The sequence below is a fragment of the Salinicola halimionae genome (assembly GCF_003206065.1).
Taxonomy (GTDB): domain Bacteria; phylum Pseudomonadota; class Gammaproteobacteria; order Pseudomonadales; family Halomonadaceae; genus Salinicola; species Salinicola halimionae.
Genome location: NZ_PZJQ01000002.1, coordinates 85,940 through 109,894, shown reverse-complemented (window position 1 = coordinate 109,894; position 23,955 = coordinate 85,940). Strand labels below are relative to the sequence as shown.

19 protein-coding genes are annotated in these 23,955 nt (G+C 61.1%); 14 read left to right on the top strand and 5 right to left on the bottom strand.

The genetic code is table 11. From position 1 onward, the window contains the following. Positions 1 to 31: 31 nt before the first annotated feature. The 3 genes from denD to DOM27_RS00990 all read left to right on the top strand — a co-directional run bounded on the left by denD (position 32) and on the right by DOM27_RS00990 (position 3,740). Positions 32 to 1,012 carry a D-erythronate dehydrogenase gene (denD, locus tag DOM27_RS01000; RefSeq protein WP_110654211.1) on the top strand — a complete coding sequence of 327 codons (981 nt, stop codon included), beginning with the start codon at positions 32 to 34 and terminating at the stop codon, positions 1,010 to 1,012. 95 nt (positions 1,013 to 1,107) lie between these two features. Beyond that, on the top strand, positions 1,108 to 2,496 hold the full coding sequence (locus DOM27_RS00995; protein ID WP_110654210.1) for a GntP family permease: 1,389 nt from the start codon (positions 1,108 to 1,110) through the stop codon (positions 2,494 to 2,496). Between the two features lie 71 nt (positions 2,497 to 2,567). Further along, the gene (locus DOM27_RS00990; RefSeq protein WP_110654209.1) at positions 2,568 to 3,740 is read left to right on the top strand and encodes an L-rhamnonate dehydratase; all 1,173 of its coding nucleotides are present in this window, start codon (positions 2,568 to 2,570) and stop codon (positions 3,738 to 3,740) included. Between the two features lie 41 nt (positions 3,741 to 3,781). On the opposite strand, the gene DOM27_RS00985 is transcribed toward DOM27_RS00990, so the two are convergent. From DOM27_RS00985 to DOM27_RS00975, 3 genes are all read right to left on the bottom strand, one after another. Beyond that, the gene (locus DOM27_RS00985) at positions 3,782 to 4,321 is read right to left on the bottom strand and encodes a cytochrome b (RefSeq protein ID WP_223162250.1); all 540 of its coding nucleotides are present in this window, start codon (positions 4,319 to 4,321) and stop codon (positions 3,782 to 3,784) included. A 163-nt stretch (positions 4,322 to 4,484) separates the two neighbouring features. Next, positions 4,485 to 5,417: a MalM family protein gene (locus DOM27_RS00980; protein WP_110654207.1), complete on the bottom strand. Its 933-nt coding sequence runs from the start codon at positions 5,415 to 5,417 to the stop codon at positions 4,485 to 4,487. Between the two features lie 98 nt (positions 5,418 to 5,515). Continuing rightward, a complete protein-coding gene (locus DOM27_RS00975; RefSeq protein WP_110654206.1) occupies positions 5,516 to 6,877 on the bottom strand; it encodes a maltoporin in 1,362 nt (453 codons plus the stop codon). A 1,105-nt stretch (positions 6,878 to 7,982) separates the two neighbouring features. Here DOM27_RS00975 and DOM27_RS00970 point away from each other — a divergent pair. From DOM27_RS00970 to fhuE, 6 genes are all read left to right on the top strand, one after another. Further along, positions 7,983 to 8,681 (top strand): VIT1/CCC1 transporter family protein, encoded by a 699-nt coding sequence (locus DOM27_RS00970; RefSeq protein WP_110654205.1) that lies wholly within the window; start codon positions 7,983 to 7,985, stop codon positions 8,679 to 8,681. 134 nt (positions 8,682 to 8,815) lie between these two features. Continuing rightward, the gene (locus DOM27_RS00965) at positions 8,816 to 10,303 is read left to right on the top strand and encodes a helix-turn-helix transcriptional regulator (protein WP_110654204.1); all 1,488 of its coding nucleotides are present in this window, start codon (positions 8,816 to 8,818) and stop codon (positions 10,301 to 10,303) included. Positions 10,304 to 11,001: 698 nt separating this feature from the next. Next, complete coding sequence (locus DOM27_RS00960) at positions 11,002 to 11,865, top strand: SDR family oxidoreductase (protein ID WP_245392543.1); 864 nt, start codon at positions 11,002 to 11,004, stop codon at positions 11,863 to 11,865. Positions 11,866 to 11,991: 126 nt separating this feature from the next. Beyond that, a complete protein-coding gene (locus DOM27_RS00955; protein ID WP_110654202.1) occupies positions 11,992 to 13,254 on the top strand; it encodes a D-mannose isomerase in 1,263 nt (420 codons plus the stop codon). Positions 13,255 to 13,298: 44 nt separating this feature from the next. Beyond that, on the top strand, positions 13,299 to 13,511 hold the full coding sequence (locus DOM27_RS00950; protein ID WP_110654201.1) for a hypothetical protein: 213 nt from the start codon (positions 13,299 to 13,301) through the stop codon (positions 13,509 to 13,511). Between the two features lie 233 nt (positions 13,512 to 13,744). Beyond that, complete coding sequence (fhuE, locus tag DOM27_RS00945) at positions 13,745 to 15,937, top strand: ferric-rhodotorulic acid/ferric-coprogen receptor FhuE (protein WP_110654200.1); 2,193 nt, start codon at positions 13,745 to 13,747, stop codon at positions 15,935 to 15,937. Positions 15,938 to 16,071: 134 nt separating this feature from the next. Here fhuE and DOM27_RS00940 read toward each other — a convergent pair whose 3' ends face one another. Both DOM27_RS00940 and DOM27_RS00935 read right to left on the bottom strand, forming a co-directional pair. After that, the gene (locus tag DOM27_RS00940) at positions 16,072 to 16,359 is read right to left on the bottom strand and encodes a DUF4235 domain-containing protein (protein ID WP_110654199.1); all 288 of its coding nucleotides are present in this window, start codon (positions 16,357 to 16,359) and stop codon (positions 16,072 to 16,074) included. Positions 16,360 to 16,511: 152 nt separating this feature from the next. After that, positions 16,512 to 17,531, bottom strand: coding sequence for a LacI family DNA-binding transcriptional regulator (locus DOM27_RS00935; RefSeq protein ID WP_157956682.1), 1,020 nt, complete (start codon positions 17,529 to 17,531; stop codon positions 16,512 to 16,514). Positions 17,532 to 17,939: 408 nt separating this feature from the next. Between DOM27_RS00935 and DOM27_RS00930 the strand changes: the two genes are divergently transcribed. From DOM27_RS00930 to DOM27_RS00910, 5 genes are all read left to right on the top strand, one after another. Further along, positions 17,940 to 18,869, top strand: coding sequence for a Bug family tripartite tricarboxylate transporter substrate binding protein (locus DOM27_RS00930; protein ID WP_110654197.1), 930 nt, complete (start codon positions 17,940 to 17,942; stop codon positions 18,867 to 18,869). Positions 18,870 to 18,934: 65 nt separating this feature from the next. Next, entirely contained in the window at positions 18,935 to 19,372 is a 438-nt protein-coding gene (locus DOM27_RS00925; protein ID WP_157956681.1) for a tripartite tricarboxylate transporter TctB family protein, read from the top strand. Position 19,373: 1 nt separating this feature from the next. Further along, positions 19,374 to 20,900 (top strand): tripartite tricarboxylate transporter permease, encoded by a 1,527-nt coding sequence (locus tag DOM27_RS00920; protein WP_110654195.1) that lies wholly within the window; start codon positions 19,374 to 19,376, stop codon positions 20,898 to 20,900. Positions 20,901 to 20,910: 10 nt separating this feature from the next. Then, positions 20,911 to 22,059, top strand: coding sequence for a mandelate racemase/muconate lactonizing enzyme family protein (locus DOM27_RS00915; protein WP_110654194.1), 1,149 nt, complete (start codon positions 20,911 to 20,913; stop codon positions 22,057 to 22,059). Between the two features lie 29 nt (positions 22,060 to 22,088). Continuing rightward, entirely contained in the window at positions 22,089 to 23,888 is a 1,800-nt protein-coding gene (locus DOM27_RS00910) for an alkaline phosphatase family protein (RefSeq protein ID WP_110654193.1), read from the top strand. The last annotated feature ends 67 nt before the right edge of the window (positions 23,889 to 23,955 follow it).

The window sequence follows — 23,955 nt, the reverse complement described above, 5'->3', positions numbered from 1 at the left end:
AGCGAAAGCGGCGCCTAAAAGGAGCCACACCATGCATGTGATCGTAACGGGAGGCGCCGGTTTTCTCGGCGCGAGGCTGATCCAGCAGTTGCTCTCGGGAAAGGTCGGCGGACAGGCCGTGACGCGGGTGACCTCGATCGATCTGGCACCGTGTCCGGTGACCGATGATCGGGTCGAATCGCTGACCGGCGATATCGCCGATCCCGATTTCATAGAGTCTGGGCTGATCCAGCAGGCGCTGGCCGACGACACCGGCGCCGTCTGTCATCTGGCGGCGGTGGTGAGTTCCCAGGCGGAAGCGGATTTCGAGCTAGGCATGCGGGTCAATCTGGATGCCACGCGCACGCTGCTGGAAGCCTGCCGACACCATTCCGCACGGCCGCGGTTCCTGTTCGCCAGCTCGCTGGCGGTGTTCGGTCCGGGGCTCTCTCAGCCGGTGCCGGAAGCCGTCGGGCCGCAGCCACGTTCGTCCTACGGCGCGCAGAAGGCGATGGGTGAGTTGCTGGTCAACGATTACAGCCGGCGCGGCTTCGTCGATGGCCGAGTCTGTCGCCTGCCCACCATCGTGGTGCGTCCCGGCAAGCCCAACCAGGCGGCATCGTCGTTCGCCAGCTCGATCATCCGCGAGCCGCTCGCGGGCGTCGAAGCGGTTTGCCCGGTGGATGCCGGCCTGCCGCTGTGGCTCTCCTCGCCCCGGGCCGTGGTGGCCAATCTGGTCCATGCGCTGTCTCTCGACGGAGAGACACTCGGCGACTGGCGCACGCTCAACCTGCCCGGCCTGACGGTGACGGTCGAAGAGATGCTCGATGCGCTCGAGCGCCAGGCCGGCACGTCCGCGCGTGATCTCGTGCGGTTCGAGCCCGATGCCGCCATCGACGCCATCGTCGCCAGCTGGCCGGGCGGGCTGGCGGTGGAACGGCCGCTGAGTCTCGGCTTCCAGGCCGACAGCGATTTCGACGCCATTATTCACGCCTATCTCGACGACGAGCGCGGGGACGAACTCGACAACTGAACCGTTCCCCCGAAGAGACGCTCCGGACCCGACAGATCCGTTCCTTGAACCAGACAGGCAACAACACTCAATAAAGCCCACAAGGAGTTCAGACCATGTCAGACGCCACTGTCGCAGGCCCTCAGGTCATCATCGGCCTGGGTATCGCTATCTTCGTGATGATCGCGCTGGTGCTCAAGACCCGTGTTCATGCACTGCTAGCCCTGGTCATCGCCGCCTCGATCGCCGGCCTGATCGGCGGCATGTCGCCCAATGCGGTAATCGATTCGATCACCACTGGATTCGGCAAGACGCTCTCCACCATCGGTCTGGTAATCGGCTTCGGTGTGATGATGGGGAGGATTCTCGAGGTCTCCGGCGCCGGCCAGCGCATGGCCTATTCGATCCTCAAGCTGCTCGGCAAGGAGCGCGAGGACTGGGCCATGGCGATTACCGGTTATATCGTCTCGATCCCGATCTTCTGCGACTCGGCCTACGTGATTCTCAACCCGCTGGTGCGGGCATTGGCACGCAACAGCGGGCGCTCGGTGCTGACGCTGGGCATCGCGCTGGCCTCGGGGCTGGCGGTCACCCACAGTGCGGTACCGCCCACGCCGGGGCCGCTGGGCGTCGCGGGGATCTTCGGTGTCGATATCGGCCTGATGATCGCCTGGGGCCTGGTCTTCACCGCGCCGGCGCTGATCGTGATGGTGCTCTACGCGCGTTTCATGGGGCCGCGCATCGAGGCGATGATCGAGCGTGACGTGCCGGGATCGCTGAAACGCGATACCGAAGACGATCCGATGGCGGCCAATCTGTCCGAAAGCGAGCTGCCGACGCTATTCAAGTCAGTGTTGCCGATCGGGCTGCCGATTCTGTTGATCTTTTTCAATACGCTGGTCACCGCCGTGGTGGGCGATAGCGATGCACCGGGCCTGTTCGTGCAGGTGGTCCAGTTCGTCGGTCATCCGGTGATCGCGGTGGGTATCGGTGTGCTGGTGGCAGTCTACGGCCTGGTGCCGAAAATGCCGAAGGATCAGGTACTGGCGCATCTGGAAAAAGGCGTCGAAAGCGCCGGTATCATCCTGCTGGTGACCGGCGCCGGGGGGGCGTTGGGGGCCGTGCTGCGTGCCAGCGGCGCCGGAGATTACATCGGCCAGCACATTGCTTCGCTGTCGCTGCCGGCGGTGTTGATCCCGTTCATCATCGCCACGCTGGTGCGCTTCGTGCAGGGCAGCGGCACGGTGTCGATGATCACCGGCGCGTCGATCTCGGCGCCGATCCTGGCGTCGATGCCAGACGTCAACATGGTGCTGGCGGCGCAGGCGGCCTGTCTCGGCGGACTCTTCTTCAGCTACTTCAACGACAGCTACTTCTGGGTGGTCAACCGTCTGCTCGGGGTCAAGACAGCCAAGCATCAATTGCTGGTGCTGTCGGTGCCGACCACGCTGGGCTGGGCCACCGGGCTGGTGGCGTTGCTGATCGCCAATGCGTTCGTGGGTTGAGACTCATTCGTCAACGACAACTATCAACGACATCCGCCAAACGACATCCATCAACGAACAGGAGTCCCGCCATGAAAATCACTCGAGTCCGCGCCCGCGTATTCGAATGGAAGGGCGAGACGGTAGCCCCCAAGGCGCACTTCTGCACCAACGCCATGGATGCGCTGTGGGATCGCGGCGATGCGATGCAGAGCTTTCGCTTTCATGGATGGGCGGTGATCGAAATCGAAACCGACATCGGTCTCGTCGGTCTCGGCAACGTGGCGCTGGCGCCACGGGTCGCCAAGACCATCGTCGATCAGCATCTGGCCCCACTGATCGTGGGGCAGGATCCGTTCGACTACGAATACCTGTGGCAGCGCCTGTATCGCGCCACGCTGGCCTGGGGGCGGCGTGGCATTGGCATGGCGGCGATCTCTGGCATCGATATCGCGCTCTGGGACTTGATGGGCAAGGCGCTCGACAAGCCGGTGTTCAAGCTGCTCGGCGGTCGTACCAAGGAGAAGATCCCGTGCTACGCCTCCAAGCTCTACCACGACGATCTCGACGTGATGCAGGCCGAGGCGCAGGGCTATCTCGACCAGGGGTTCCAGGCGATGAAGATGCGTTTCGGCTATGGGCCCAAGGACGGGCCGAAAGGCATGCGCGAGAATCTAAAGAGCGTCGCGGCGGTTCGCGAGGTGATCGGCGAGGACATCGACCTGATGGCCGACTGCTACATGGGCTGGAATCTCGACTATGCCCGGCGCATGTTGCCCAAGCTGGCGCCTTTCGAGCTGCGCTGGCTGGAGGAGCCGGTGATTGCCGATGACATCGATGGCTACGCGGAGCTCAATCGCATCGCGCCGATGCCGATCTCAGGCGGCGAGCATGAATTCACTGTGCACGGATTCCGTCAGCTGCTGGAGAAGCGTGCGGTATCGGTGATCCAGTACGACACCAACCGGGTTGGCGGCATTACCGTGGCGCGCAAGATCAATGCCATGGCGGAGGCCTTCGAGGTGCCGGTGATTCCCCATGCCGGGCAGATGCACAACTATCACCTGACGATGTCGTCGCTGGCGTCGCCAATGTCGGAGTTCTTTCCGGTGCATGATGTCGAGATCGGCAACGAACTTTTCTACTACCTGTTCGAAGGCGATCCGGAGCCGGTCGAGGGTCATCTCGACCTTGCCGACGATGTGCCGGGGTTAGGCCTTTCCCTCAACGAGCGCTACCTCGATGGCTTCCATGTCCTCGAGTGATTCGCCGAGGCGGCGCGAGGGCTTTCGCGCCGTCCATCACTTCACCACATCCGCTTGAGCAGGTTGTCCTTGCGCACGAACTGATGCCAGACCACGGCCGCGATATGCAAGCCGATCACGTAGTAGAACACCGTTCCCAGCGTTTTGTGGATCGATTCCAGCGAGTGGCCCACATGCGGCAACACGCCGAAGGGCGAAGGCACCGCCAGCGACGTACCGGGAATCGGGATTGCGCCATTGCTTAGCCACACTGTCGAGATGCCAAGCAGCGGCTGCGCGAACAGAAACGCGTAGAGCGCCCAGTGCGTGAGGCGCGACAGCAGCTCGAGCTTCGGATGCAGTGGTGGCGAAACGGGTGGCGGAGACTTCCGGAGGCGTTCGATCAAGCGGGGGAACGCCAACAGGAGCACGCCGATACCCGCCCAGAAATGGCTCTGGAGCAGAAAATCCGGTATGCCGGTATCGCGCGGGAAGAGATCCGTCGACAGGATGAGCGCGTAGGCCAGCACGACCAGTGCGGCAACCGTCCAGTGAAAGTGACGGGCTTTTGCCGAATATCGGTTGATGGGCGTGGTGTTCACGACATGCGATCCTCTGATGGACGAGCCAACATCCATCCTAGTCGGCGCCGGCTTAGGGCTGACTTAATAGGGCTGACTTAATAGGGCTGACTTAAGCCGGGATCGCGCATTGCCTTCAAACCAATCCGCCGTGGTGCGTCCTGCAGCACCACGGCGTGAGGTCTCAGGGGGTCTTGGTTTGCAGGCGCTCTGCCAGCCAGGCACGAGTGCCGGGATGACCGCTGCGCTCGGCCCGTTCGGCAAGGTCCAGCGCGAGTTCGACGTCACCCGCCTTGAGCGCGGCGTCGATCATGCGGCGGTAATCGAAGTCCGGCGCATTGGTCGCTGTGGCAGGAGCAGTCGCTGTGGCCGGAGCGGGAGTTGCCGCGCCGGGCTGCGGGCTGGAGTCGGTCGTCTGACGCATCGGCGCGGGATTGCTGCCAAGCAGTGGCGCCATGCCGGTATCGCGGGTCAACGAGGCGATCTCGAGCGCGACTTCGCCAGTCGCGGCGTGCGTGGCGCGAGGATCCGGCCCAGCGGGTTCGGCGAGTCCCCGCACCCGGGCATAGGCTTTATCTTCCGATTCATAAGTCGTCGATGCCCGGCGATCTTCATCGCTGGTATAGATGACGACGTACTGGGCGTCCGGGCCGGGCGTGACACTGAATTCCCCCGCCAGACGCGCGGCAGAAAATCCGGTGGGGCGATGGACCGCGAGGGACCCGCTCGAGACCTTTCTGACCGGCCGAAAGTTTGCATCGAGCACCAGAATCGTCGGTGCGAAGACCTGGCCGTCGCGGATCGGGCTGGAGACGCTCAAGGCGATCGGCCCGTTGTTCCGGGGTAGCTCGAACGCCTGGAAGAAACTTTTGCCATCGTTGAAATCATGGGCCGGGGACTGCGGCGTGAAATTCAGCGTCAGCGTCTCCTGCGCCGTGATGGGGCGGTACAACAAACTGGCGAGAGAACTGCAACAGTCCGTCGTGCGCATCAGCGCCTGCTGCCCTTCCTGCGCCGGAATGGTAGGGGCCTGGGGTGCCATCAGCGGTGTACTGCATCCCGCCAGGGCGAAAAGAAGCGTGCTCAACGGCACGGCTAGACGATACGAACTCAACATTCGGGAACTCCTGCTGGAACCGAAAATGGCTCCGGGGCTGTAAGCCGCCGGAGCCCAAAGGATCGAAACAGCGCGAGCATGGCTCTCGCGATGGGGGATCAGCTACCCCACCACACCTCCATCTGCGCACCGAACGTCAGGCCATTGTTATCGTCGATGTCGACGTTGTTGGGGCCGGCGCCGGTGTCGAGCGAGTTGGCTTGACGGGCATCGGTATAGGCGTCGCCGTTCCACTGCGCGTAAGTGGCGAACAGGCGGATGGTCGGGCGAATCATGGCGCCGCGACCGGCCGACCATTGCTGTGCGAGGGTCAGTTTGGTCAGATGGTGGTCTCCACCGTCGTAACCAACGTCACCGCTCTGCGGTTCGATACGGTCGTAGCCCAGCTCGACCGCCGTGCTCATGATGTCGCTCCAGTAATAGACGGGGCGAACACCGGCGGAGAACCACTTGCGGCCAGTGTTATCGTCCATGTCCTTATCCTCGTAAACGAGGGCGTAGAGCATGTCGAGCTTGTCCGGCGCCAGCCAGATATGGCCGTGATCGAGCGCGCGCCACATGCTGCCTTCCTGGCGCAGTGCGCCGGTACCACGACCGACGGCGTTACCGTCGCGGGTGATGATGCCATCGGTGGCGTACTGCACGGCGAAGGTGTTGCTGCCGCCGAACCAGCCGCTCTGGGTGTGCTCGATGGTGCCCATCCAGCCTTTGTCGCCCTCATCGTAGTCGACGCCCTGGTCGTCGTAGTAATCCTTCTGCCATTCGGACAGCGACGAACGGCCGTAGTCGACGCCGAGCTCCAGCGAGCCGCCGGGATTGACAGGGATGTCGCTCCAGCGCGCATCGATCGTGTCATCCGAGATCTGCTGGCCGGAGTCGGGGAACAGGCCGTCGCCGTCGTCGTTACCTTCGCTGCGGGTCCAGGCGAAGCTGAGCTTGCCGGTGCCGACATCGATATCCGAGATCCCGACCCCGGGGCCGGAAACGTCCCAGTAGTAAAAGTCGTTCATGTGAATGTCGTGGCGCTTGTAGAAGCGCTTACCGGCCCAGAGTGATGCGCCGGGAAGCCCGCTGACGACGTTGGTACCGGAGACGTACATTTCTCGCAGCGAGATGTTGTTGTCGTCGTCCTTGAGCGATTCGTCGTCGTTGTCCTGCGCGGTGACATAGGCAACGCGGCTGGCGAAGTCGAACGTCGTGTCCTGCTGCTGGTAAAGCTGCGCGCCCAGGCCCAATTCGGCGTAGGTCTCGCATTCGTTACCCAGGCGATACTTGGCGGGAGCTCCCGCCGATTTGAAGCAGGTCTGGCTGCCGCCGCCGGAGGTCGAGCCGATGCCGGAACGGGCGTAGCCGAAGAACTCGGGATTGATGTCGGCATGGGCCAGGGCCGGCATGACGCAGGAAGCGCCGATGACGGCGGCGAGGAGCGGCCGGCGTAGCACGTAGTGTGAGGCAATCATTATTGGTGTCCCTCGTGGTCTTGTCGTTGATTGCTGTTGTTGATTGCTGTTGTTGATTGCTGTTGTTGATTGCTGTTGTTGATTGCTGTTTTTGGCAGCCGTGTGAATCATTCGGCTACGCAAGGCGCTCTGGAAGAAACCTGCCACCTGCGTGTCGAAGGACACGCAGGTGGCTCTGCCAAAGCGTCGTGCTCGGCGTACTCACATCGTGATTGATACCAAAGGGGATATGCGCAAATCCGTTTTTTGGAAATTATCGATGTGACTGTGTTGCGTTCCCTTGTTGTCTGGTGCCGGGCAAGTCGCTTTTGGGTTAACCATCAGCGGCTGGCCTGCGGTCGAAAAGAGATTGGCGAAATGTGCGCCCATTGTTTATTCGTCTCTGAAATAGCCGCCAGAGTTATTAAAATCCTGGATGTCATCAATCAAGCTTCGCATTGGTGCCGTATCGACTTTTCATCACGAACTCTGGATTCGTATCCAGGAGTTTCCGGACGGCATACATGGTGCTATGGACCATCGACGTTGGGGGGCTATTATTTCGATTAATTCGTAAACTTTCATTGTAACCATGGTCTAGATAGACAAAGGTCTGAACTAACTCTTTTAGTAGGCCCATAAAAACAATATATTACAATGATTTATGAGTTTTTAGTTGGCTGCGTAAGCCTTGTCCTACATACCAAAGTAGTAAATATTACTAACCACCTGTTGTGATAGCGACGGCCGCCTGTGTTGCCTGGATGTGTATCGAGACGGTTGGGCGATGGCGGGGGATTTTGGGGGCAACAATGAAATAACAGAGGCTGATCAGAACCAGTGTTTTAATAAAAAAGGTCCTGATTTAGTCATATTGGTTTTGTCTTTAATGATCGTAATCGACATTGCTGTTGCAAAGTGGAAGGTGAAAGGTGGGTCGTTTTCTGCGACCGAGATGCATGGAGGAGCGGGACGAATTCCCCTGATCTACCGGCCTGGCGTAAAATTGAGATATAAGAATGGAGAAATGAGGGCGAAGCCTCAGGATGGAGCGGTGAGCAGGGCCAACGCCAAGCCACCGAGTGATGGGAGTCTCATGAAATCGGAGCTGGGGCAGGAGTCAGGCATGTCCATACCCAAGGAGCGCCACTATTCTGACCGTGTGGGCTGGCTGCGGGCGGCGGTACTGGGCGCCAACGACGGCATCGTCTCCACCGCCAGCCTGATCATCGGCATGGCAACGGCGGGTGCGACGTTGGTAGGCGTACTGACTGCCGGTGCGGCAGGGGCGGTTGCCGGGGCGATGTCGATGGCGGCGGGCGAGTACGTTTCGGTCAGTTCGCAGAAAGATACCGAGCGTGCCGACCTGGCGCGCGAGCGGCGCGAGCTGGACGCCAATTATGCCATCGAGGTGCGCGAGCTGGCGGTTATCTATGAAGAACGCGGCCTGCCCCCGATACTGGCTCACGAAGTTGCCGAGAAGTTGATGCATCATGATGCATTGGCCGCCCATGCCCGTGATGAACTCGGTTTCAGTAGCACCAACCAGGCGAAGCCGCTTCAGGCGGCCATCGCCTCGGCGCTGACTTTCTTGTCCGGCGCGGCGTTGCCCTTGATCTGCGTCCTGTTCGCGCCCTTCACGATGACGACCTCCGCGGTGGTGGCGGTGGGATCGCTATTGGCGCTGGCGTTGCTCGGTGCGCTCTCGGCTCGAGTCGGCGGCTCGATCATGCGCGTGGCCATCTTGCGAGTCACGTTTTGGGGGGCTCTGGCAATGGGGACTACCGCGTTGGTGGGATGGTCCTTCGGCTTGGCCGCTGGGTGATTGAATAGCCTGCTGGGTGATTGAATAGCCTGCTGCGTGATTGAATGGATCGATGGTGCCGATGTGAATGCGCGCGATTGGGAAAGAGTTAATGTCATTCATGACACAAGGCATCCTCAAGAGTGGTGAGTGACATGTCAGAGCTGGGAAGCGACCGTTACGCGAGTCATTCGCCGCTGTATCAGCTGATCGCTGATCTCTCCGATGGCATTGTGCTGCTGAACCCCGACGGGGCATTGTGCTGGGCCAACCCGGCCGCGCTCGAGATGCACGGCGTCGAGACGCTCGAGGAACTGGGGCCGGATGTCGATGCCTATCGCGAACGGTTTGATCTTTATTATCGCAATCATCACGAGGTCGGCGAGGGTCGATCTCCGATGGAACGGCTGCTCGATGGCGAGTCGTTCGACGACGTGATTCTCGAGGTGCGGCCTGCCGATGCCGACGCGGCCAATCGCTATCATCGGGTTCGTGGAAAGACGCTGATTCGGGAGGGGCGGCCCGATGCATTGGCGTTGATCATCGAGGATATAACGGAACTGATGAGCGCCGAGGAGCGTTTCGAGCGCTCCTTCAATGCCAACCCGGCACCGGCGCTGATCTGTCGGCTCGACAACCAGCGCTTCATTCGGGTCAATCAGGGCTTTCTGGACATGATGGGTCTGACGGCCGAGGAGGTCGTGCAGCGCTCGATCTACGAGTTCGACGTCTTTGCGCATTCGCCTCAGCGCGATTCGGCGATCCGTAGGCTGTGCGCCGGTCAGCCGATTCCGCAGACGGAAGCGCTGTTGCATCTCGGCAATCGCAGCGACGAGAGCAAATGTGTGATCGTTGCCGGGCAGCCGATCGAGGTCGACAGGACGGCCTGCATGTTGCTTACCTTTACCGATCTGGAACCCGCCCGCCAGGCTCAGCATGCCTTGCGTCAGAGTGAAGCGCTGTTCGCGACGGCGTTCCAGATGTCGCCAGTGCCAACGGCGCTGGTATCCGCCGATAGTTTGACGCTGATCGAAGCCAACGCGGCCTTCGAGAAAGGTCTGGTGCGACGAGTCGACGCCTCGGATCCGCCGAGCCTGGAGGACTACTCTCCGTTCACGCCGCACACCCGCCGACAATTGCTGAGTGCTCTGGAGTCGGCTGACCGTGTCGAAGACATGGAGGTGCACGGCACCGGTGACGAGAACAATGCAGCGAGTTATCTGCTGGCGGCCGAAGCGGTCAAGATCAACATGCGCGATTGTCTGCTACTGACGCTGGTCGATATCAGCGAGCGCAAACGTTACGAGAGTCAGCTTTCTGACGCCATTGACGCGGTGATGAAGGATGCCTCGTGGTTTACGCGCACCCTGGTCGAGAAGTTGGCCAACGTTCGCGACACCAACACCGATGCCTCCTTGTCGGAGCAGACTGTTTTGGCGGGCCTCAGCGCTCGAGAGCGAGACGTGTTGAGTCTGATCTGCGAGGGGCTCTCGGACAAACGCATCGCCGGGCGATTGAAGTTGGCTCACAGCACCGTGCGTAACTACGTAGCATCGCTCTATCAGAAGTTGGGGGTGCACAGTCGCGGCGAGGCAATCGTATGGGCGCGGCAGCGCGGGTTTCATAGCCGCATGGAAAATTGATGTAACTATTTGTTATTTAAAGGCTGGGTCCGGGCAAATGCACTAGATGGGTCAAGGCATTTGAATCTATTGTTCCGGTCATCAACGGCCTATCTTGACGTTACCGCGAGGAAGCGCCAGGAAGGCGCGGCGAGGGAAGGATCCCTCGGAAACGAGCAGGATGCTCGCTCCTCGGCGGACCACCTATGACTCAGCTCGTCTCGGGTTGAGGTCAGGCGGTGGTGGGAACCCAAAGAACGAAGGACCGTTTGGCCGTCCGGTAACGCTCAGGATGAGTAGCATCGCAGGAAGCGATAGAGTCGAGGACCGACTTGCCGGATCGCTTCCCCTTGCCCGTACTTCGAAGTTTCCCCTAACGCGACTCCGCTCGCATCTCGGCCCCTTCCGCTGATCCCGAAGCGTGGCATGCCTGCGAAGTCATGATCGTCTGCCAGCCCGAAACGTTCGGCCAGCGAAGTCATTCAGCATGGCCGCGCAGCGCTGAGACGTGCTCTCCGGCGCTGCCCCCCCCTGGTTTCCGTTGCCTTGTTTCGACTTGCCTGTTCGGGCTTGCACCATCGATGCAGCTGAACTAGGACTAATTCTACGCCGTAGTCAGTTTACAGACATCGAGCTATGCCTCTTTCCGGCGTACTCCTCTTCGTTACGATAGTGGAGGTGACTCGATTCATCTCATTCGGTTACAGGGAGAACGCGACGTGGTTAAGAAAACCGAAATTCACGCGCAGCAGCAGTCGCTACCAGGCAAGGAAAGCCTGATGCAGCCGCTGGCGGAGTTCATTCGCCCAGGGTATCGGGGCAGTGGCAAACTGGAAGACAAGATCGCCCTGGTTAGCGGTGCAGACAGTGGTATCGGCCGCTCTGCGTCCATTCACTTCGCCCGCGAAGGCGCCGATGTCGCCATCATGTATCTTAGCGAAGACGACGATGCCAAAGAGACGCAGCGTCTGGTGGAGGCGGAAGGGCGCCGATGTCTGCTGATCGCCGGCGACATCCGCGATGCCGCGTTTTGCCGATCTGCGCTCGATCGTGTCATCGAGACCTTCGGCGGGCTCAATATTCTGGTCAATAACGCAGGCACTCAGCAGGTGTGTACCGATCTCACCGAGCTCGACGACGAACAGTGGCGCGAGACGTTCGCTACCAACATGCATGGCATGTTCTACCTTACCAAAGCGGCGCTGCCTCATCTGGGCGAAGACGACACGATCATCAATACCACCTCGGTCAACGCTTACATCGGTCCTGATTTTCTGGTGGATTACACGGCGACCAAGGGGGCGATCGTCAGCTTTACCCGTTCGCTATCGAACCAGGTCGTCGGACGTGGCATTCGCGTCAATGCGATCGCGCCGGGGCCGGTATGGACGCCGCTTCAGCCCGCCACGCTAGGCGCTCACGACCCGCAGATGCTCGAGGATTTCGGCTCCGATACCCCGATGGGGCGCGCCGCGCAGCCGTCAGAACTGGGGCCGTGCTACGTCTTCCTGACCTCGCTGGATTCGTCCTTCATCAGCGGTCAGACGCTGCATCCCAATGGCGGTATGGTCGTCAACGGATGAGCTCCTCCGGACAGCAGCTGCGAAGGTGGAATGGACATTTACGCCTTGGGCAGGGTGAATAGGCGCACGATTCCTCGATGAGATATCGTCGACAAAGACGACAGAGCTGAGGAGGCTCTAGAAAGCATGCCAGGTACGACTCCCAATCTGCCGCCACGCCAGGACAGCTGGCTGGACCGACCGGCGCATCTTCATTGGCTGGAAAGTGAAGGCCAGCGTCTGCTGGCATTCTATCGCGCCTCGCGCCATCCCGAGTGCGGTTTCGCCGCGCTCGATGAGGATGGCCGACTGCCCGGTGATGCCAACCCCGACACCATGATTACCGCTCGCATGACGCACTGCTTCGCCTTGGCCGCCATGCGTGGCGAGCCAGGCATGGCACCGTTGGTGGCGCACGGCGTCGCGGCGCTGAAGGGCGCGTTAAGAGATGACGAGCATGGCGGTTGGTATGGCGAACGGCCCAAGTCGGGTGAAGCGCAAACCAAGCAGGCCTATATCCACGCTTTCGTGGCACTCGCGGCCGCCAGTGCTTGGCAAGCCGGTAACGAGGAGGCCAAGCCACTGCTCGACGACATCGTCGGTGTGATCGAAACGCGGTTCTGGGCAGAAGACGAAGGGCGCATGCGTGAGGGGTTCTCGCGCGACTGGCGCGAAGACGAAGCGTATCGTGGCGGCAACAGCAACATGCACGCCACCGAAGCCTTTCTGCAACTGGCCGACGTGCTCGACGAGCCCAAGTGGCGGGCGCGGGCGCTCTCCATCGTCGACAGGATCATTCACGCCCACGCCAGGCCCAACGACTATCGCGTCGTCGAGCATTTCGACAGCGAGTGGAACGAGTGGCGCGACTACAATCAGGATACCCCCAAGGATAAATTTCGCCCCTACGGCGCCACGCCGGGCCATGCCTTCGAGTGGTCGCGGCTGATGCTGCATCTCGAAGGCGGGCTGTTGCGCCATGGCGAAGAGACACCGGGCTGGTTGCTCGAGGATGCCCAAGGGCTTTTCCATAGCGCGATCAAATTGGCCTGGCACGTCGATGGCGAACCGGGCCTGGTCTATACCCACGACTGGGATAACCAGCCGGTCGTGCACGAGCGCATGCACTGGACGCTGGCGGAAGCTGCAGCGACCTCGGCGGCACTGCTCAAGCGTACCGGCGATGCGATCTACGAAAGTTGGTATCGCCGCTTCTGGGATTACATCGATCGCTACCTGATCGATCGCGAACGCGGTAGCTGGTGGCAGGAACTCGACCGCCACAACTATCCTTCCAGCGAAGTCTGGAGTGGCAAGTCGGATCTTTACCATGCCTACCAGGCAACGCTGCTACCCCGGTTGCCGCTGTCACCGACCATGGCGCGGGCGATCGCCGACGGCGCGTTGTAAGGGAGCGGTTTTCAGCTCGACAGGGAGCGTTTGGCGACCGGCTCATGAACTTCCCGGCCGGTCGCCAGTTCGCGATCCAGCTGCAGGCTCGCTCTCAGCGTGAGGATGGCGACCAGCGAGCCGTTGGCGAACCATCTGCCGATCAGAAGATGACCACTCGTACGGAGCAGCGCCAGCGTGCCCCCGAGTATGGCCGAAGCGAACCCGCCGTACCATTAAGACGGGAAGCGACCGAAACCCGGGCGCCATCGCTTTGATAAGGTAGTCCATCAGTTAATCGTTATCTCCTGCAAGAGCCATCCCCCTCAAGACGATCCCTCGTGTCGATCCCGCGTCTTCTCTAGCGAAGAACTGGCGAATGGTCATATGCCATTCATGCGAATGCGAATATTTATCATAATCGTTGACACTTTCATCGGAGGTTTTCACAATTCGTCATCGTTAATGACTAATAAATTCGACGCCTTAGACGCGTCATCAAGGGAACATAATGAAAAAGTCGTCATGCTCATCGAGCAAGGCCCGCGCCCAAGTCTTGCCCGAATCTCGCTGCGTATCCAACCGAACGCTGTCGCTGGCGTTGCTCTCCTCAGGTTCCCTGTTGCTGGCATCGTCGGCGCTGGCCCAATCCAGCGGTGACTCTACCCAGCTGGATACGGTGACCATCACCGCTCAGGGACTCTATGACAACGTCGGCTACACACGGCAGTCCACCGCCGCCGGCACGCGTTTCGATCTGAGCCCCAGGGAGATCCCGCAGGCGGTGAGCATCATCACCGAGCAGCGAATCAAGGATCAGGATCTGGAGGATGTCGAGGACGTTCTCTCGAACACGACGGGCATCTCCGCACGCAAGATCGACAGCAGCCGGGTGGGATTCTATTCGCGCGGTTTCCGTATCAACAGCTATCAGTACGATGGTATTCCTACGCTCAACACGGACAGCCGCTGGTACTTCGGCGAAGGTGCGCTGAATACGGCGATCTACGATCGGGTCGAGGTGGTGCGTGGCGCCAACGGGCTGATGACGGGGGCAGGTAACCCCGGCGCCTCGATCAACTTCGTACGCAAGCATGCCGATAGTCGCGAGGTGGCCGGCTCCGTCACGGGTTCCTACGGCAGCTGGGACAACGCTCGTGGGGTCGTCGATGTCACGACTCCACTGACGCAGTCCGGTGACGTACGTGCTCGTTTCATCGGCGGCTACGAGGATGGTGATTCCTATCTCGACCGTTTCGGCGAGCGGAAAAAATATGGCTACGTGGTGATCGATGCCGATGTGACCGAAGACACAACCCTTTCGCTGGGCTACGACTATCAGCACGGCCGCACGTCTTCCCCAACCTGGGGCGGTTTCCCGCTGTGGTACAGCGATGGCAGCAAAACGGATTACACCCGATCATTCAGCGTGGCGCCGGATTGGTCCTACAACGATTGGGAATCCAAGAAGGTTTTCGCCCAGCTCGAGCATCGCTTCGATAACGGTTGGGAATTACATGGCACGGCGACACACGAAGAGTCGGATCTGGACTCCAGGCTCGCCTATCCGTACGGCTTTCCCGATAAAAGCACGGGACAGGGCGTTTTCTACTACACGGGGTGGAATACCGGTGAACGGAAAATGGACGGCGTGGATGGCTATGTCAAAGGACCGTTTACACTCTTCGGCCGCCAACACGAACTGGTCATTGGAGGCAGCTACAACGACCAATCCAACGATTACGAAAACCGCTACACCGACGGGTTCAATGTCGACGATTTCGATAACTGGAACGGCTCGACGCCCACTCAAGCCTGGCCGGATTTCGCGCCCTCGGAGCGTGCGAGCACTCGTCAGCAGGCCGTCTACGGTGTGGCGCGATTCTCGTTGACCGACCCGCTGACGCTGATCGTCGGTGCGCGCTACACCGATTGGAGTAGCAGGACGTGGTCGACTGGCCTGGGCAACAACTCGCAAGGCGAAGACGACATCACGCCCTATGGAGGGCTGGTCTACGACATCAACGATGTCTGGTCCGCTTATGTCAGCTATACCGAAATCTTCCAACCGCAGAGCTATCGACTGGAGGGAGGCAACGGCTATCTCGATCCGCTTGTGGGCAAGAACTACGAAACCGGCGTCAAAGCTGCCTGGTTCGACGGGCTGGTCAATGCCTCGTTCTCCGTGTTCCGACTCGAGCAGGACAATGTGGCCGATATCGTCAGCACGCCCGGCTCACTGATCACTACCGCCACGCCGGTCAGCGGTGTTGTCAGCGAAGGCTTCGAGGCCGAAATTACCGGCGCCGTGACCGAAGATCTCGATATGATCGCAGGCTTCACGCACTATACGGCGACGTCTTCCGACGGTTCATTCAACACCGATCGCCCTCGTACCCAGGCCAATCTCTTTGCCAGCTATCGCGTGCCGCAGTGGCGCCAACTGACGGTAGGCGGTGGTTTGAGATGGCAGAGCCATACGTTCGTCGACGATCAGGTCGGACCCGATAGCGGGACTCGCGACTTCGAGCAGAGCAGTTATACGATTGCAGATGTTTTCGGGCGTTATCGGTTTACGCCGGATCTGGCGCTACAGGTCAACGTGCACAACCTGTTCGACAAGAAGTACTACAGCTATTTCGATACCTATGGCGTTTACGGTGAGCCGATGAATGTGACCTCGACGCTGACGTATTCGTTCTGAGCCACCGGGCGCCATCCTGATCCCTGCGGGCAATCGTTGGCCGCTATCCACGACCTCCTTCCGCTACCGGCGAATGGAGGTCGTTTCGTCTCGTCATCAAGCGCCCTGTGGGTATATGGGCTGCCGCCAGACCTTCAGTCTTCGATGCGCGAAAGCAGACGTTGGCCTCGGCGAGTACGACGGGCGCGGCGCATGCCGCTGGAGGCCATCTTCCAGCCCAGGATCCTGCCCACACCCACCGCGATGCCGGAGGCGGCGCCCCACGCCAGCGCTTCGCGCCAGCGTACGTCGGGATCGTCCGGGTTGATTGGCGGCTCGAAAGCGTGACGACGGGTGGTGTGCTTGAGCGCCTCGCGGGTCGCCATGCCCGAGATGATTGCCGAGGAAGTGCCGATTATTGTCCAGAGCGTGTGGGGTTTCATGCAGGCCTCCTTGCCGAATTCGAGGCTATCAGCATGGCCGATGATGAGACATCTCTCCACCCGGGAGCTCGAATCGCTTCTACCGTTCGCAACCGGCTGAGCGCCTCGCGCTGCGGCGGCGCTACGGGGTGCGACCTTCGACCCGAGATCGCTCAGGCACTGTCCCTCTCCACCAGCCTCACCCCCAGGTCCAGGCGTTTCTCCGCCTCTGGGAGTTCGCTGGCGAGACAGGCTAGCAGCAGCCGGGCGGTGTGTTGGCCGATCTCTCGGCGCGGCGGTTCGATGGTAGTCAGCGGTGGCACGGTACTGGTGGTGAAGTCCAGATTGCCGAAGCCGGCCAGGGCGATACGGCCGGGAATCGGCCAATTGTGGCGTTGGCATTCCATCATCACGCCGAGTGCGACCATGTCATTGGAACAGGCGATAGCCTCGGTTTCGGGGTGGTCCTGCATCAACGCCTGCGTGAGCCGGCCGGTCTCTTCGGCATGGCTTCGCCCGCTCAGTTCACGGAGCTCGACCGTACCGCCGGCGGCTTCGACGGTGTCGCGAAAGCCGCGATAACGATCCCCGGCGCGAACGTCACGCTGGAAGTTGGTGCTGACGAAGGCCATCCGGCGCCGGCCCTGACGGAGCATATGCTCGGCGACCAGGCGACCACAGGCGTGATGCGAGAACCCTACCACCATGTCCAGGCCCGGCTGGCCGTAGTCCCACATTTCGACGATGGGCGTGTCGTTGTTGGCGAGCAGCGACAGCGACTTGCGGTTATGCAGGAAGCCGGTCAGTACCAGCCCGGCGGGGTTCCAGCTCAGGATCGAGCGGATCAGCTCCTCTTCCCGCGAATCATCGAATTCGGTGTTGCCGATCAATAGCTGGTAACCGGCGCTACGCAGATGACGTTCGAGGGTCTCGAGTGTCTCTGAAAAGAACGAGTTGGTAATGGTGGGTACCAGCACGCCGATGACATGGGAGCGTGACGAAGCCAGCCCGCCGGCCATGGTGTTGGGTAGATAACCCAGCCGGTCGATGGCCGATTGGATCTTCTCTGCACGCCGGGACGAGACTTCGTCGGGTCGACGCAGGTAGAGCGATACCGTGCTGGGTGACACGTTGGCCAACTGGGCGACTTCTCCCATGGTCACGCGCTGTGAGCTGCGTCTGTTTCTGGTCACTACTCCGGTCCCTTATGCGCGTGCGTCATCATTTCCTGAATTTGTCACTGATAACCACATCACGTTTCCTTCTGACTTTGACTCAATCCGATAGTGTACCGGGTCAGTGGTAACGTTTCGTCTTCCCCGCTGGCCCGGCAGGGTGGCGAAGGTCGTTGCTCGGTGATGGCGATCAAGCCCTAGTCCTTTTGTCTAGTACTGCGACTAATGGACGATAGGCGAAGATTGTTTCGTTAAAATCGTAGCGCTACGATTTTAATTCAAATCGTCGGGTCCTGTTATTCGCCCAAAGGCTTAGATAAGGGCAGAAATAGGATTGATAGCGGGAAGATCGCATACGAGTCTGCCGACGACGGCAAAGCACTTTTTTCCGCCGTATTCGCAGCGCTACGAAAATTGGAGCTAACCATGACATCATTGCGTTATTCGCTGGCCGCCCTCGCGCTGATCGGCGCGACCCAGTCGGCCGTGGCTGCCGATAATCTGGACATCATCGTGCCTTTCGCGGCGGGTGGCGCCACGGACATCGTCGCGCGCAGCTTCGAGCCGACTTTCTCGCAGCAGCTAGGTGTCACCTCGGTGGTGCGCAACGTCGCCGGGGCCAGCGCCACGGTCGGCACGGCTGAAGTCGCCAATAGCGAGGGCAATCCCAACATCATCGGTTACGAACCGGCCGGTGCGTTGACGATTCAGCCGTCGCTGAAAAAGCTGCCCTACGGTCCGGATAGTTTCACTTACATCTGCCGCACCGTTTCCAATCCGATGTTTCTGATGGTCTCGAAATCCTCCGACATCACCTCGTTCAAACAGCTGGTCAAGGAGTCCCAGGATCAGCCGTTTCTCTATGGTTCCTCCGGTCCGGGGACGCTACCGCATCTCGCCATGGCGGCGACCGTGGTCAATAGCGACCTGAAAGCCGAACACATTCCCTACAGTGGTTCGGGGCCGGCGATGAATGCGCTGGCGGGCAACGAGATTCAGATCATGGCCGATACCGAGACCATCCTCGAAAACTACGACCTACGCCCGCTGGCGGTATTCGCCGGCCATCGCCTCGAGGGTTACGACGACGTACCGACGATCGAGGAACTCGGCTTGCCGGAACTGGATTTCGCGGTCTGGCAGGGTGTCGTCGCGCCCAAGGGGATCTCGGATGAACGTGCCCAGCAGTACGCCGATGCCTGCAAGGCGACGGTCGAATCGGACAAGTTCAAGACCTTTGCCGACAAGGCCAAGGCAGGTATCGCCTATCTCGGGCCGGATGATTTCAAGGCGTTTGTGGAAAAGCGCTTCGAGGCCAACAAGCAGGTGCTGAAGGACGCGGGCCTGACGCAATAACTCGGTCTCCCGCTCTGTTGTTCGCTCGGGCTATGGCTCACTCGATCTCCCAGGAGTCGCGATTCATGTTCGCATCCTTGATCCACCCCCGCATATTGACCGCGCTGGCGCTGCTGCTGGCCGGTGGCGGTCTTTCGGTCTCGGCATGGCAGGGGCCGGGAAGCGCCATGCTGGTGCCACGCATCGTGCTGACGATCTGGTGCGCGATAGCGCTGGCGATATTGATCGGCGAGCTGGTTCGCCGCGTGCCGGTGAAAAACGTGAAGCTGTCACCACTGCCGCTGCTGATGGCGGCGGTGCTGATCGCTGCCATCGCCACGGCCAGCCTCGGCTTCCTGATCCCGGCGCTGCCACTGGTGGCGCTGACGCTGTGGCTGTTCCGTATCCGTCGGCCGTTGCCGCTGCTCGTGGGCACGATCGTGATCGGTGGCGGGCTGTGGTTCCTGTTCCACCATGTGCTGCTGATTCGGCTGCCGGCATTGCTCACGAATGGAGTGATCTGACATGGACGTGATTCTGGCGGCAATCGGCGATGCCTTCACCTGGCAGGCGCTGCTCGCCATCGTGATCGGCACCTGGGCCGGCATCATCATCGGCGGGCTGCCTGGCCTTGGCTCGGTGGTCGGATTGACGATCTTCCTGCCGTTTACCTTCGGCATGGACGTCATCACCAGCATGGCGCTGCTGATCGGTGTCTACTGTGGCTCGGTCTACGGTGGTTCGATCACCGCGATCCTGATCAACACGCCGGGCACGCCGCAGTCGGCCGCTACGGTCTTCGACGGTTATCCGATGACTCAGCAGGGTAGGGTCGACGAAGCCTTGGGCTGGGCGACCTTTGCCTCGTTCTTCGGCGGCGTGCTCTCCTGCGTACTGCTGATTTTCTGCGCGCCGCAGCTGGCCAAGTTCGCCGTCAACTTCGGCTCGATCGAGGTCTTCGCGCTGGTCTGTCTGGCGATGCTGTGTATCGTCGGGATCTCTCGCGGCAGTCTGCTCAAGGGGCTGGTGTGCGGGATGATGGGCTTCTTCTTCTCGATGGTGGGTAGCGATCCGATCACTGGCGCCGACCGATTCACCTTTGGCACCTACGCTCTCAGCTCGGGACTGGATCTGATTCCGGTGGTGGTGGGGGCCTTCGCCCTGTCGGAAGTCTTCGTGCGCTTTTCGGCGCGAGACGAAGAGGCGACGACCATTCCCGAGGCGCGGCTGCGTTTTCCCAGCTGGCGCGAGATCGGCCGTCGTCTGATCGAACTGGTGCGGGGTTCGTTCATCGGCAGCTTCGTCGGCGCACTGCCGGGCACCGGCGCGGCCGCCGCGGCCTTCATCAGCTATGCCGCGGCGCAGAAACTGTCGCCGCGGCGGGCCAATCTGGGTAAGGGCGAGCCGGATGGCATCATCGCCTCGGAGTCTTCCAACAACGCGGTGACCGGCAGCGCCTTCATTCCCACGCTGGCGTTGGGCATCCCGGGCGACGTGGTCACGGCGATGATGATGGGCGCCATGGTGATCCATGGCATCACGCCGGGCGTACGCCTGATGGCGGACCAGGCGCAGACGGTCTACGCGCTGTTCGTGGTGCTGATCATCGTCAACGTCGCCATGCTGATCCTCAGCAAACCTTCCATCGGGCTGTTCCGCTACCTGTTCAAGCTGCCGCTGGGCTTCGTGATGGCCGGCATCGTCATGTTCAGCTTCATCGGCGCGGTCTCGGTGCGTGGCAATCCGCTGGATCTGGTGGTCGCCGCGTTGACCGGGATTCTTGCCTACGTGCTACGCCGCGGTGGCTATCCGCTGGCGCCGCTGGTCATCGGCATGGTGCTGGGGCCGGCGCTGGAGAGTTCGCTGCGCCGAGGTCTGCTGATCTCGCGCGGTGACTTCTTCTCGTTCTTCACCCATAGCGGTATCGCCACCACGCTGTTCGTGTTGATCGCGCTGTTTCTGATCTGGACGGTGGCGGCGGGCGTGCTCGAGTGGCGGGCGAAAGTCGCGGCTCGCCGCGAGGCTTCCTCCGCTCAACCCGTTTCCGAATAAGGGATCATGCATGAAGATCACCGATGTAAAGACTCACGTCCTCGCCGCGCCGCTGGAACAGTCGTTCTCCTTTTCTCAGGGCTGGGTGCATCAGCGCACCGCCATGCTGGTCGAAATCCACACCGACGAGGGGTTGGTGGGCTGGGGCGAATGCGTCAACCACGGGCTGCAGCCACCGCAGGTCGCCCAGGCGATGGTCGAGCATGCGCTAAAGCCGCTGGTGATCGGGCGCTCGATCTTCGAGCGTGAAGTGTTGTGGGAGACGATGTACAACCACACCCGCCCCTACGGTCAAAAGGGCGCGGCGCTGTTCGGCATCGCGGCGATCGACATCGCGTTATGGGATCTGGCCGGCAAGGCGCTGGGCCAGCCGATCCATCGCTTGATGGGTGGGGCATTCCGCCACGAGATCCGCCCCTACGCCACCGGCTTCTATCGTCGCGAGGGAGGGAACTATCCGGAGGAAGTGGTCGAGGAGGCATTGCGCCATCAGGCCAACGGCTATCGGGCAATGAAGATCAAGACCGGCTTCGGTATCGAAGCGGACATTCGCGACATGCGTGCGGTACGGGAGGCGGTTGGCGAGGACATCGCGCTGATGATGGACGCCAACTGCGCCTACAGCGTACCGGCGGCGCGGCGCATCCTGATGGAGCTCGAGGAGACGCGGGTACATCTGTTCGAGGAACCGCTGAGCCCCGAAAACCGCCACGGCTACCGCGAGCTCAAGGGCGTCTCGCGTACCTGGATCGCTGCCGGCGAGAACGAGTATTCCAAATTCGGCTATCGCGACTGGATCAGCGAAGGCGCACTGGACGTGATTCAGCCGGACATCGGTGCTGCTGGCGGGCTCACCGAATGCCGCAAGATCGCCGCGCTGGCCCAGGCCTGGCACGTGCCGATGATTCCGCATGTGTGGGGTTCCGGTGTCGGGTTGGCCGCTGCGGTCCAACTGATCGCCACCTTACCGCCGCAGCCGCTCTCGCTGACGCCGGACGAACCGATGCTCGAATACGATCAATCGGCGCACCCGTTCCGTCAGGAGCTGATCGGCGGCGAGTTCCAGCTCAACGCCAACGGCTGCGTCGATGTACTCGATAAGCCGGGGCTGGGAATCGAGATTGATCGGTCGGTTATTGATCATTACCGCATCGCTTGAACGCCCATTGATCGCCATCGGAGTCCTAGATGAATCAAGCCAAGAAAATCCTGCTGCTGGGCGTGGATGGGTTGATCCCCGAACTCGTCGAGCGCTTCTGCGCCGAGGGTGTGCTGCCGAACATCCGGCGCCTACGTGACGAGGGCGGTTCGACGCGGCTGCTGCCGTATATTTCGACCTGGGGGGATACCAACTTCGTGACCTTCCTGACCGGGCAGGCGCCGGGCACCAGCTGGATCGGTCAGCGCATGTCGCCCCGCGGCACAATGCACCTGCTGGAATTGATGGCGACGGCGGGCCAGCGTGCGGCGCTGGTCCATTTTCCGGAAAGTCTCGTCCCCGAGGGCGAGAACGATCTCTGTTTCGCCCCGTTCTGGAGCGGTAACGGTCCCGCGCCGATGGAGCTGGCGCCGGCATGCCTTCACAGCACGCATCTCGACCAGTGGACATCGACGCCATCGACCGAAGCGCTGGGCTGGCCGCCGACCGGCACGCTGGCGCATCACCAGAAGCACAATCGCTTTGCCATCGAGCGCACGGATGATGGCTTCGTCGCGCTGATTCCCGCCCATCGCGGCGAACCGGTGCCGATAACGCTGTGTCTAGAGGGCGGAAGTCTTCGACTCCAGGTGGCACAAGCCGAGGCTAGTCTGAGTATCGGTGACTGGAGCGACTGGCTGGCACTGGCAGATGAACATGCACTCGAGGGCAAGCCGGCGGCGGTACGCTTCAAGCTGCTCGAATTCGACGCCGCCAGCGGCAGGATCGACCTGCTGCAGTCGCAGATTACCGCGCCGGCGGGTAGCAGCGGCAGACCGGGCTTGGCGCGCCGCCTGATCGAGCGCCATGGCCCGTTCCTCTCCAAATGGGCGGTCTCCGCCGACCCGGATGCCCGCTACTTCGAGACCAGTTTCGAAGAGGGTCGCTACCAGCTCGAGTGGCTGGTCGATAGCGCTCTGACGCTGCTCAACGACGAGGGCTTCTCGCTATTTGCCACCGTTTTTCGGCTCAATGACGAAACGCATCACACCTGTCTCGCCCAGTGCGATCCGGAGTCAAAGTTCTACCAGGCTGGCGATCACGCGCGTTATCTCGAGGTGATCCGCCGTTCCTATCGGATTCTCGACGATGCGGTGGGTCGGGCGCTGGCGGGCTGCGACGACGACACCACGCTGGTGCTCGCCTCCGATCACGGTGACGTACCCAATTCCCATCTTTGTGATATCCACAGGCGGTTGGCCGAATTCGACCTGTGCACGATCGACGCCGAGGGCCAGCCCGACGTCTCCGCGAGCCAGGCCTTCCTCAAGGACGAACGCGGCGGACTGGAAATCTTCGTCAATCGCGACCTGGTTGCCCCCGACGATATCGAGCGAGTACAGACGCGTATTTTCAAGGCGCTCACCACCTGGTACGTCGAAACAGCCAGCGGCGAGCGCAACGTGGTCGCGCTGGCAGTCAAGAAACAGGATGCCAGCGTGCTGGGTTACTGGGGCGAACGCATGGGAGACGTGCTGTTCGCCTACGCTCCCGGTTTTGTCTGGGGAACCAACCAGCGCGGCGATACCGTTGCCGAACTCACCACGCCCGGTGCCAACCACGGCCCGCAGGTGCCCACCGCCAGCACCGCTTTTGCCTCCAACCACGGCGTGGCGTTTTTCCGCGGTGCCGGGATTCGATCAGGCGTCGAGCTGCCGTTCGACACTGTGCGCGGCATCCAGCGGATGGACAGCGCTGGCGCCACCTTTGCCAAGCTGCTCGGGCTTTCCACCGATTCGTTGGACGGAAAGGTGCTGGAGGGAATGATCGAGGAGAGGCCCGCTCGATGACGGCATTGCCATATTAATCAACTCTTTCTGGCTAATATGGGCCAAAACAGAGCTTTATCACGCACAG

Excerpts from the sequence above, each read along its gene's own strand:
- fhuE (WP_110654200.1), top strand. The coding sequence starts at position 13,745 with ATGAAAAAGTCGTCATGCTCATCGAGCAAGGCCCGCGCCCAAGTCTTG.
- DOM27_RS00995 (WP_110654210.1), top strand. The coding sequence starts at position 1,108 with ATGTCAGACGCCACTGTCGCAGGCCCTCAGGTCATCATCGGCCTGGGT.
- DOM27_RS00975 (WP_110654206.1), bottom strand. The coding sequence starts at position 6,877 with ATGATTGCCTCACACTACGTGCTACGCCGGCCGCTCCTCGCCGCCGTC.
- DOM27_RS00910 (WP_110654193.1), top strand. The coding sequence starts at position 22,089 with ATGAATCAAGCCAAGAAAATCCTGCTGCTGGGCGTGGATGGGTTGATC.
- denD (WP_110654211.1), top strand. The coding sequence starts at position 32 with ATGCATGTGATCGTAACGGGAGGCGCCGGTTTTCTCGGCGCGAGGCTG.
- DOM27_RS00980 (WP_110654207.1), bottom strand. The coding sequence starts at position 5,417 with ATGTTGAGTTCGTATCGTCTAGCCGTGCCGTTGAGCACGCTTCTTTTC.
- DOM27_RS00925 (WP_157956681.1), top strand. The coding sequence starts at position 18,935 with ATGTTCGCATCCTTGATCCACCCCCGCATATTGACCGCGCTGGCGCTG.
- DOM27_RS00950 (WP_110654201.1), top strand. The coding sequence starts at position 13,299 with ATGAACTTCCCGGCCGGTCGCCAGTTCGCGATCCAGCTGCAGGCTCGC.
- DOM27_RS00915 (WP_110654194.1), top strand. The coding sequence starts at position 20,911 with ATGAAGATCACCGATGTAAAGACTCACGTCCTCGCCGCGCCGCTGGAA.
- DOM27_RS00940 (WP_110654199.1), bottom strand. The coding sequence starts at position 16,359 with ATGAAACCCCACACGCTCTGGACAATAATCGGCACTTCCTCGGCAATC.
- DOM27_RS00970 (WP_110654205.1), top strand. The coding sequence starts at position 7,983 with ATGTCCATACCCAAGGAGCGCCACTATTCTGACCGTGTGGGCTGGCTG.
- DOM27_RS00930 (WP_110654197.1), top strand. The coding sequence starts at position 17,940 with ATGACATCATTGCGTTATTCGCTGGCCGCCCTCGCGCTGATCGGCGCG.
- DOM27_RS00920 (WP_110654195.1), top strand. The coding sequence starts at position 19,374 with ATGGACGTGATTCTGGCGGCAATCGGCGATGCCTTCACCTGGCAGGCG.
- DOM27_RS00965 (WP_110654204.1), top strand. The coding sequence starts at position 8,816 with ATGTCAGAGCTGGGAAGCGACCGTTACGCGAGTCATTCGCCGCTGTAT.
- DOM27_RS00955 (WP_110654202.1), top strand. The coding sequence starts at position 11,992 with ATGCCAGGTACGACTCCCAATCTGCCGCCACGCCAGGACAGCTGGCTG.
- DOM27_RS00990 (WP_110654209.1), top strand. The coding sequence starts at position 2,568 with ATGAAAATCACTCGAGTCCGCGCCCGCGTATTCGAATGGAAGGGCGAG.